This is a genomic window from Piscirickettsia litoralis, assembly GCF_001720395.1.
In the GTDB taxonomy this organism is placed as follows: Bacteria; Pseudomonadota; Gammaproteobacteria; order Piscirickettsiales; family Piscirickettsiaceae; genus Piscirickettsia; species Piscirickettsia litoralis.
This window is the reverse complement of the sequence record NZ_MDTU01000001.1, coordinates 1,126,326-1,135,944: the sequence shown is the minus strand read 5'-3', so window position 1 is coordinate 1,135,944 and position 9,619 is coordinate 1,126,326. Positions and strand designations below refer to the sequence as shown.

12 protein-coding genes are annotated in these 9,619 nt (G+C 34.2%); all 12 read left to right on the top strand.

The genetic code is table 11. The features are described 5' to 3' along the window. Positions 1 to 839 (top strand): hypothetical protein (locus BGC07_RS05405; RefSeq protein ID WP_158006874.1); only part of this gene is annotated, 839 nt, incomplete at its 5' end. A 324-nt stretch (positions 840 to 1,163) separates the two neighbouring features. Then, on the top strand, positions 1,164 to 1,961 hold the full coding sequence (locus BGC07_RS05400) for a hypothetical protein (RefSeq protein WP_069312265.1): 798 nt from the start codon (positions 1,164 to 1,166) through the stop codon (positions 1,959 to 1,961). A gap of 271 nt (positions 1,962 to 2,232) precedes the next feature. Further along, the gene (locus tag BGC07_RS21845) at positions 2,233 to 4,248 is read left to right on the top strand and encodes a DotH/IcmK family type IV secretion protein (protein WP_235602954.1); all 2,016 of its coding nucleotides are present in this window, start codon (positions 2,233 to 2,235) and stop codon (positions 4,246 to 4,248) included. Positions 4,249 to 4,261: 13 nt separating this feature from the next. Continuing rightward, complete coding sequence (locus tag BGC07_RS05385; protein WP_069312264.1) at positions 4,262 to 5,215, top strand: hypothetical protein; 954 nt, start codon at positions 4,262 to 4,264, stop codon at positions 5,213 to 5,215. Between the two features lie 16 nt (positions 5,216 to 5,231). Beyond that, on the top strand, positions 5,232 to 5,672 hold the full coding sequence (locus BGC07_RS05380) for a hypothetical protein (protein WP_069312263.1): 441 nt from the start codon (positions 5,232 to 5,234) through the stop codon (positions 5,670 to 5,672). A gap of 251 nt (positions 5,673 to 5,923) precedes the next feature. After that, positions 5,924 to 6,256 (top strand): hypothetical protein, encoded by a 333-nt coding sequence (locus BGC07_RS05375; protein ID WP_139121633.1) that lies wholly within the window; start codon positions 5,924 to 5,926, stop codon positions 6,254 to 6,256. Positions 6,257 to 6,557: 301 nt separating this feature from the next. Further along, a complete protein-coding gene (locus BGC07_RS05365) occupies positions 6,558 to 6,767 on the top strand; it encodes a hypothetical protein (protein ID WP_139121632.1) in 210 nt (69 codons plus the stop codon). A 30-nt stretch (positions 6,768 to 6,797) separates the two neighbouring features. Further along, on the top strand, positions 6,798 to 7,301 hold the full coding sequence (locus BGC07_RS05360; RefSeq protein ID WP_069312259.1) for a DotD/TraH family lipoprotein: 504 nt from the start codon (positions 6,798 to 6,800) through the stop codon (positions 7,299 to 7,301). Continuing rightward, complete coding sequence (locus BGC07_RS21840) at positions 7,294 to 7,770, top strand: type IV secretory system conjugative DNA transfer family protein (RefSeq protein WP_235602953.1); 477 nt, start codon at positions 7,294 to 7,296, stop codon at positions 7,768 to 7,770. Before BGC07_RS05360 ends, BGC07_RS21840 begins: the two co-directional genes overlap by 8 nt. Beyond that, positions 7,736 to 8,041, top strand: coding sequence for a type IV secretory system conjugative DNA transfer family protein (locus BGC07_RS21835; protein ID WP_235602952.1), 306 nt, complete (start codon positions 7,736 to 7,738; stop codon positions 8,039 to 8,041). The genes BGC07_RS21840 and BGC07_RS21835 overlap by 35 nt, the downstream gene beginning before the upstream one ends. Further along, positions 8,038 to 9,180 carry an ATPase, T2SS/T4P/T4SS family gene (locus tag BGC07_RS05350; protein ID WP_139121631.1) on the top strand — a complete coding sequence of 381 codons (1,143 nt, stop codon included), beginning with the start codon at positions 8,038 to 8,040 and terminating at the stop codon, positions 9,178 to 9,180. The genes BGC07_RS21835 and BGC07_RS05350 overlap by 4 nt, the downstream gene beginning before the upstream one ends. Next, a complete protein-coding gene (gene icmT, locus BGC07_RS21830) occupies positions 9,177 to 9,305 on the top strand; it encodes an IcmT/TraK family protein (protein ID WP_235602951.1) in 129 nt (42 codons plus the stop codon). Before BGC07_RS05350 ends, icmT begins: the two co-directional genes overlap by 4 nt. Positions 9,306 to 9,619: the final 314 nt, after the last annotated feature.

The window sequence follows — 9,619 nt, the reverse complement described above, 5'->3', positions numbered from 1 at the left end:
AAGGTTTAACTTTCGATGAAAATGAAGATATCGATGATCAAAGGCCTGATTGGCTTTTAGAGTTGAATGAAGATGTTGAAGAAGATATCGATGAGCAAAGGCCTGATTGGCTTTTAGAGTTGAATGAAGATGTTGAAGAAGATGTTGAAGAAGATATCGATGATCAAAGGCCTGATTGGCTTTTAGAGTTGAATGAAGGTGTTGAAGAAAGTGTCGATGATCCACACTCTGACATGGTTGAGACACTTAATTCTCAAAAATTATTACTAGCATCACTATCTCAAGAGGAAGCTAGTAAGTTTGCTTCTAAATTAGAGAAAAGTAGGTTGTTAAGTGGTGTTACTGCAACCCATAGTGATATAAAAAATAGTACAACAATAAATGCCGATGTTCTACGTCGAGACGGAAAGCATAAAGCCTCCTGCACAATAACTGCACATGGAATAAAATTTGATCATAATGATGAGAACTCAGTAATTTTAGCAGCAAGAGCAGCTCGTGAGGCAGGTGCTACAACCATAAAAGCATCTACACCTGAAATGTATAAAAAAGTGTTTAACGCTCTTCGTAAGGCAGGAGTAGATAGCAAAGAAATCAAAGGTGACTTCAGCGAAAATTCAAAATTACAGAAACTCCATGAGCAATTGTTACAGCAAGAAAATACAACTTCAAAAAGCAAAACAGCACCAGTATTTTCTCGGAATGAGCACACATCACCTCCTAAAGTTTCGCGTGAACCAACCACGAAGCCTAATGTGTCGATCCCTCAACCGTTTCGCGAACATAGTGAGAAGGTGTCTGAATCGGATATGGGCATAGAAATGCAGGTGTTTGGTTAGAATATGCTCGTATGATAATTTATTGATATAATTAGTTATATTTTGATTTGCCTGTATGTCGTAGTCCACTCTTGTGGGCTTTTAGCACATGGCGACGGTTTCTTATCTTTCCATAAAAAAATAGAAAATCTCTCTGTGGACGCTGTGGCCGAACTAAAGGATACTTCGGGGTAATGAGCTACAACTGCTTATGCTGTTGATTTTTAGAGGTTTGGTTAATCTAAACTCTAGTAGAAATCTATGGGAACTTTATTTAATGAGGTTAAACATTTTGTTTTAATGACCCGCTTGTTGTTTTAGTTATTCGGTGTGGATAATAATATTATGCTAAGAGTGAAGCGTGATGCTCAGTATCACTATATTTCGAATAAAGGAAGAATACTGTTTCTAGATGCGGAAACAACATCTTTGATTGGAAAATTAATTAAAAATAAGGATGGCGTGATTGCAGATGGCAACCTGCTTAATGTTTTTAAGTTTCCTTTAGGCTTTAGGAAAGCTGCACGTGATATCATGAGTATTAAGCTAGGAAAGAAAAGTTCTGTTAAAAGTTATGGTTTGCTATTTTCTAAAGATATTTTCTTTATGGCAACAATTGAGCGAGAGCCTTTAGTTGATAGCGGGAAAATTATTGGTGTGGTTCATAAAGTTGATGCAGGAATAGATCAGTTTTCTACGAATGAATGTTTTCTTAATATAGGTTCCATTTGCTATAACAATGAAAGGTTTTCATCAACAGATTTAAAGATACTCTTTTTGCTTGCTCAATTTGAAAATATAAAAGCCAAAGAAATATCCACAATTATTGATGTTAAGATGCGTACGGCTTACATGTATAAATATGATTTACTCAATAAATTGCGTGATACGTTTGGTTACGATGATGATGTGGATTATAACGACTGCCTCAATAAATTATTTCACGTTAAGGTCTGTGAGGGTGGTCACGCAACTGTATTGCCAGCAGAGGAGCTTGGTCAGTATTATAAAAAACTATCGAAAAGAAGAATGCAAAAAGATATATTACCCTGTGAGAATAACTTTAAATTTCTAGATGATAGTGACCCTTCGTATTTATCTAATATTATTGTAGCGAATAAAAAAGTGAATATTGATAATTAAAATTAGTTTTAATTAAATTTTAATTTTCTATTTATCTTATTGATTTGTATATTGTTAATTTATTTTAGAGCTTTTTAAGCTCTGGCTCTTGATACTGAAAATAAGGCTGATATTTTATGGTGATTAATGCTTGATTCGCTATAGACTATAGATATTGGCTTTTTATTTTTATAATTATGGTGATTGTTTAAAGTTTTTATGAATTTTTATGTAGTATGAATATGAAGTTTTTTCTATTAGGCTATTATTTATTAATTTTTTATTTGTTGGTATGTTTAGCTATGCGAATAGTAATTTTACCGATGACGATAAGAATTCAAACACATCAAATAGTCAAGCATTTGAGCAGATCACAAATCAAGCATTCCCATTATCACCAGAGCAGATTCACCAATATAAGAATCGTTATGATGCTGAGCAAAAAGCATCGATTGATCCAGTAGGTAAAGAGCCTAGTCAAAGCTCATCTGCGATTATTCCTGTCAGCCTAAAGCCCGGTGGTATTCAACCTTTAGTCCGTGTTGCCAAGGGTATGATTACATCGATTGTAATGACGGATCGTGCTGGTAAAGTATGGCCGATAGAGTCTTATAGTTTAGGTGATAAAAACTCGTTTAATGTCAGCTGGAATAAGTCTGGTGGTGTTCTAATGATTCAAGGCTTAAAGCCTTATGGTCAGACAAATATAGGCGTTGTCTTAAAGGGGTTGAGTGTGCCTGTGATGCTTTCTCTTGTCTTAGGTCAAAAAGATTGGGATTACCTTGATTATATTAGAGTCCAAAGTAACCAAGATGGAAGTGCTAATAATGCTGAAGCATTAGCTCATGCACCAGATTATTTGATTCAGCTATTAAATGGCCTTCCAGCGAAAGGAGCTAAACAGCTGACTACAAATGCTCCAGCAACTTTGCAAGCTCAAGTTTGGGCTTATCAGGGCCATTACCTATTATTGACTACTGGGACTTTAATTTCTCCGGCTTGGAATGCAAAACAAACGAGTACGGGGCCTAATAAGTTAAATGCTTATGAGTTGCCGATTAGTCCTTCGTTATTAATCTCTAGTAACGGTGTAATGCAGCAAAATCGTTGTGTCAGGTGGAAAAGATCAATGAAAGCATTTAAAAAAGTAAATAAATTCTTTAATCAATATCCTCGTTTAAGAGTGTTTATTATTTTCATTATCGTTGCAGTGGTTGTTATTATCTTTGTAAATAGTTTATCAAAGCCTGGAGAAAATAAAAGCTTTGGCCAGTCTTCAGTCAAGCAAGCAAATACTAAGTTAAATAGTGATTCATCGGAGTATACCGGGAAGGTTTATGAAAGTATGAATAGTCAAAATAATAGCAAAGTTGTGAATAAGGCTGAGCAGTCTGGTAAATCGCTTGTTATAAAAGCAAATAAAAATAACACAGAAAATCTTGATGGACTCACCACTGAGCAAAAAAGGATTGCTAAAGTTACCGGGTCTAAGGCATATGTGAAGATGATTCAAAGAGACAATTTGCACAAAGAGTATGCTCAACAAGGAACTAAAAATAATATTGATCCAGAAAATAGCTTAAATGATCGTGAGGTTGAAAGCAAAAAAAGAGCAATGTTGGCTCGTATTCAGCAAATCAGCAATACATGGTCAACTGTCACTGTACAGCAAACTGTTATTGGGCAGTCCAAAAAGAGTGTTGTGGCTGGTAGCAGCAATATTGGTCCTGAGAATAAAAATGTAATGATTAAAGCGGGTAGTGTTATATTCGCTGTACTAGATACACAACTTAATAGTGATCAGTCAGGAACGCCTGTTATGGCAACCGTAGTTCAAGGAAAATATAAAAATGCAAAATTACTCGGTAGTTTTCAGCGTGAAAATGATAAGCTTGTTATAAAGTTTAATCAAATGTCTATCAAGACTATGAACAATAGTATAAAAATTAATGCCTATGCTGTTAGTGCGACGACGGCGCAAAATGCATTGGCTTCTGATGTTGATCATCACTATTTATTGCGCTATGGCGGATTATTTGCAGCCGCATTTTTACAAGGGTTTGGTGATTATTACTCTGATACAGCATCAACCATTTGTGGTAGTAGCTCTACATGTATTGTGACAGGAGATCAAACAAGTAATGATGAAACATCACAAACGACCAAAAAGGCAATGTATTCTGGGTTAGGCTCAGTCGGTACAGCACTTAGTCGAGCAGCAGCTGATAATTTTAATCGTCCTCCTACTGTTACTTTAAATCAAGGAGTTGGCATGGGAATTTTATTTATGAATGATGTGACTCAATAGGAGTTAATGTAATATGAGTAATAAAGAAGAGTGCTTCGATTTTGAAAGTGATGAAGAGATTAAAGATAATGGTCATTTAAAAATCGAAGAAAAAGAAAGTGAGAACGACCAATTAAATTTTGACGAAAATCCTGATAGGGGAAGTAGTGATAATGAGGGTGAGACTGTTTCTGTAAAGGAAAAACCTTTATCTTTCATGGATAAAATAAAGCCTCGTTTGCGTTTTTATTTATTGTGCTTGCTTGTGGCTGTAATTGTGATATTTTTAGTTCGTTACAATTATAGGTTAATATTTCCAGAGAAGAAATCTCCTGAGCCTTCACAAACACAGAGCTTTGCTTTTGCTGGAAATAATAAAAAGTTAGAAGAAAGTCAGAGAAAATTAAATGTAGTTAATCAAAGTAGTGGTAGTAGCACTAATCTGAATGAAAATTTAAAATCAAATAAAATTTACAGTAATTCAGCTGAAAATATCAGCAGTAGAAATACTGATGAAGCTAAGCTTTCTGTAAAGCTAAATCTCATATTAAATGAGCTTAATAGGATTAAAGAGAATAGTAAATCACTTAAAAATATTAGCTTAAAGCTAAGTCAGAGTGATCTTGATAAGATTACTAATTCTATCAAAAAAGAGTTAAGTACTAACCAAGCTAAAGTTAATAGTTATATTCAAAGTAATAGTGAGACTGATAGTGAAATTAAAGTCTTAACAAAGAAGCTTGACCAGGCGCTAACTTCTATAACTAAAGCAAATGAAAACTATACTTACTTAATTTCTAAAGAAAATAATAATTTTGATAAGTTAACGTTGAGGGCAATCATTACTGGACGTGCATGGCTAGTGAACAAAGAAGGGAAAACACTAACAGTTAAGCAAGGAGATTTTTTAAATGGTTACGGCAAAGTTATAAAGATTAATGATAAAAATCAAGAAGTAGTGACTAGCTCTGGCTATATTTTTAAATAGCAATTAGGGAATTGATATGAAGCTAAGTGTGAAGCCAAAAATTGTATTGATACTGATTTTGATATGCTTTTGTAACTCTGTTGTTGCAGGTTCACCAAGTTATATAACAAATTTTTCTCAGATGTCTCAGAGTTGGCAGCAACAACTTAGCACCTTGTCAATTTTAGCTCAGTTTATATGCGCAATTTCTGGGGTTTTTATAGTCATTGTCGGAATTACTAAACTAAAGCCGACAACACCTGGTGGGCAGCAACAATCGACTTCCCATATTGGCTTTATTTACTTATTGATTGGCTCAGGCTTGCTAGGTGTTGGTCCGCTTGTTTCATTGATTGCAAATACAGGAAGTGGTGAGGATGTAACAACAGGGCTAACAAATATATTTGTTGCTACTAATAATAATCCTCAGAATATATTTGATGGAATTATTGTCTATTTTTTGAATGCCATTTTTTAAAGTGGTGGAAGTTGCTAGTCCGATTGCTGGTATTGCTACTCTATGTGTTGCATGGCATCGATTACGCTATCACTCGAGCCCACAGATGATGGCGATGCATAGACGCTCACCGATGGCAACGGCTTTTTATTTTTTCAGCAGGCTCTTTATTAATGGCCCCCTTTTTCATTATTCAAGACATTAGTGAATCTCTCTTTAATACGCCAAGTGTATTAAAATCTTATTGTGGTACTGGAGATTCAGGAAATTTTTTGTCTTATTTTAATAATCTAGATGCTCAAACGGTGATTACTTATGCAGATGGCACATTTAATTGTATAGCTGCTAGCTCATCAAGTTTGTCATTAGCAGATAACTTAACACGACTAACATATGCAATTTTATTTGTTGTTGGCTTTATTGCAATAATAAGAGGCGTTTTTTTATTTATAAAAATTGGTGAGCATATGGGAGGCCCCCAGGCAAGTATGCAAAAAATTGTAGCCCATATTGTGGGAGGATTTTGTGCAGTCAATGCTAATATGCTGACAGTGATCTTGATTAATACTTATTATGCGGTTTCTGGTTTGCCAGCAACAAATTAGCATAAAAAAAGTTGATTATTTTAAGTTATATATTTTTATTGATAGGTAGAAAATATAGATATCATTAAATTTTTAATGATGCCGTTCAACCAACAACAAACTTCTGGAGAAAAGATGAAAATTAAATTTAACAAACTAGGAAGTCTGCTTTCTGTTTTAATTTTAACCCTATCATCAACAAGTGCTTTTGCTGATGGTAGCATATCATCGCTTACTACGTGGGCTACGAGCTTAGAAAGTCAAGGCAATATTATATTAAAATTTGCATTTTTTTGCTTTTTGCATCATAGGGATATTCTTAATGGTCAAAGGGTTCATGTTGTTACAACATAACCATACAGGTGCACCTGGACAAGGTCAAAATCCGTTAACAAAAGGTGCGATGATGCTCATTCTTACTGGAGCGCTACTTTTAGTATTAAGCACAGTCACAGCGGTAATTTCGAACAGCTTGACGGATGGCATTAGTGGTGATGCAACAAATATTGTAAATAGTTATGATATCAGTTGATCTTAATTATTAATTTTAGTAGGTTATATTGTGAACTATTTATTAATATTTTCTTTTTTGCTTTTGCTGTCTGGTTGTGCGAGCAATCAGATACAAGAAGAAAAGCAGGTCGAGCAGTCAGCAAATAAACAGAAACAGGCAAATTTGAAGTTAGTTCAAGCTTTGCAAAGCTCTGTTGAGGAAGTGAGTCTCGCGATGAAGCAATTAGCAATAATAAAAAGTTCACAATATCCTTATAAAAATAATTTACCTTTTAGTGATATAGCTGGAAGAAATCCATTTAATAAAAAAATTACAGTAAATTGGTATGGACCTGCAAGTAATATATTAAAGTCAATTGCTAAAGAGCTTGGCTATCAATATCAAGTATTTGGAAAAGATTCTAAATTGCCGGTATTAGTAAATATTAATTATTTAAATACGCCGGTGATTACGGTATTGAGAAATATTGATTTTCAGCTAAATAAAAAAGCACAAATTAAAATCATACCTGATAGTAAAATTATTGCTTTGAGGTATATAAATAATGATTGATCATGCTTTATATAGTCTTAATCAAATCTCTAACTTATCAACCGAATCATCATATTATCAACAGCAGGAAACTTTAAATATTCGTTTACGTGCTATAAAGCAAGAAGCATTAACGTTAGGAGCACAATCTGCATTAGCACATGAGGCGAAAAAGATAGATGCTTTGTTATTAAACTATAGTAGTTATTTAGATAGAATATTTGATTTTAATCAGCTTTTATTAGAAAAAAATATATTACCTCCCGTTATCTCTGATTCTGATAATTCTATTGCTGTAAGTAGCAATGCGCAAATATTAAGGGCCGCAGGTAGAACTTATAAAATTATAGCAAAGGCTCGTTTTGTGACGGCAGCACCGACTTGGAGGAGCTATCTTTATATGGACTATGCTAAGCCTGATTTGCCAAATAAAGTTCTATTGCCTAAGAATAGCAGTGAACAAGCTTTATGGAAAAAAGTATACCTTTGAAGGATGGAATCAAGGCATAGATCAGGCTGTTAATATTTATAAAATAAACTTAAATAGATTGGTTAGAGATTTTAACGGTATGGTTTTATACAAAAAACTACTCACTCAAGGTATAGTGAGCCCTGTTTATGTTAAATCTCAATATCTCGGAATTACTGGTGATAAAAATAAATTAACGATTGATGATTCTACTTTGTTAATTAAAAACCAACCGGAACTTTTAAGAAATCAAAAGCTATGGTTGCCGGCAGTAGGTAAGGACAAAAAGTGATAAATAATTACCAAATTACTCCAGAAGCCAGTTACTTTACCCCTCAAAGTTTTGATGAAGCTTTGGTTTATTTGCATTTGGAAAACGCATCTGATATCACAATTCAGTCAGGCAGCCAAATTGTCGCTGAAATCAATGGGTCTTTACATCGAGTTACTAAAAGAAGCGTTACTCATCAAGAAGTGATTGATTTAATTAACCATATTTATGGGGCAAATGGCTCTGCGCAAGTTCAAAGTGGCATTGATATTGATACAAGTTATCATTTAACTATTAATAATAATTCTTATCGATTTCGAGTGAACATAACAGGCTGTCAATATAAAGGGTATTATGCGACTCAAATCACTTTGCGCGTGATTTCTTCTATACCGCCTAGTATTGAATCAATGAGTTTGCCCAGTGATTTATATCATAGTTTGAAAGTGCCACAAGGGATTGTTATTGTCAGTGGCGCAACGGGATCAGGAAAAAGCACTTTATTGGCATCAATAGTGGCAGATTTTCTAAAAGATGAGAAAAGTCATTTAAAAATAGTTAGCTACGAAGCTCCTATTGAGTATATTTATGATGATATTGTAATGCCAAGTTCTATGATTAGTCAGTCAGAGATTCCCAAGCACTTGCCTAGCTTTCATCAAGGTGTCAGGAATGCTTTAAGAAGAAAGCCAGGTTTAATTATGGTGGGCGAAGCTCGTGATAAGGAAACCTTAGAGGCAGTGATTGAAGCGGCATTGACTGGACATCCTGTCTACACAACACTGCACAGCAATGATGTGGTAGATACGTTTCGGCGAGCGGTTAATCTATTTCCTGCTAGTGAGAGAAGTGCAAAACTGTTTGATCTAATTGAAACAGTCAAGGTGTTAATTTGGCAAACACTGGTACCAACAAAAGATGGGAAAGGGCGTATTGCTTTACGTGAATATTTGATATTAACTGATGAAATTAAAGAAAAGCTTTATCGGTCAAGTACAGATAATTTCTCATTAATACTGAGAGAGTTACTGAATGAGTATGGCCGGACACTGTTATCTGATATTCATTTTTATTTGGAAAATTCAACTATTGATGAGGAGTCAGTAAAAAAATATAAATACAAGTTTGATTATGAAAGTAGCCAAGTGAGGAAACAATGAATACAGGTGTACATTGGCGTGACTCTGCTCGTCACCCTAAGTTATATGTTATTGATGCTCGAGCATGTTTTCCAATTGTTTTATTTCTTTTTCATATAAGTTTTTTACATTTATTTTGGCAGTAGTCTCTATAATTTTCTTATCTGTGTTACATAAATTCGATTTAAATATTAAATCATTTTATTATCATTCGTGAAATCGTTGCAAGTAGGGTTTAAAAAGCGGTTTTAGTGTATGCAATTATTTAGAGGTATAACAAAATCACAGGAACAGCATCAGGCAAATGCAATTCGAGATATTCGCCCTTTTTATATACAGTTAGCCGAAATAGTTAATAGTCGGATAGGGGCCTCATGTATTATTTTAAGCTGTGTTTTATTGGCTTTTGTTTTTCCTATTTGTCTGATTTAATCATTTATTAATGCTCACTGATTTTTGG

Coding starts and splice junctions, on each gene's coding strand:
- BGC07_RS05365 (WP_139121632.1), top strand. CDS start 6,558: ATGGTCAAAGGGTTCATGTTGTTACAACATAACCATACAGGTGCACCT.
- BGC07_RS05385 (WP_069312264.1), top strand. CDS start 4,262: ATGAGTAATAAAGAAGAGTGCTTCGATTTTGAAAGTGATGAAGAGATT.
- BGC07_RS21845 (WP_235602954.1), top strand. CDS start 2,233: ATGTTTAGCTATGCGAATAGTAATTTTACCGATGACGATAAGAATTCA.
- BGC07_RS05380 (WP_069312263.1), top strand. CDS start 5,232: ATGAAGCTAAGTGTGAAGCCAAAAATTGTATTGATACTGATTTTGATA.
- BGC07_RS21840 (WP_235602953.1), top strand. CDS start 7,294: ATGATTGATCATGCTTTATATAGTCTTAATCAAATCTCTAACTTATCA.
- icmT (WP_235602951.1), top strand. CDS start 9,177: ATGAATACAGGTGTACATTGGCGTGACTCTGCTCGTCACCCTAAGTTA.
- BGC07_RS05400 (WP_069312265.1), top strand. CDS start 1,164: ATGCTAAGAGTGAAGCGTGATGCTCAGTATCACTATATTTCGAATAAA.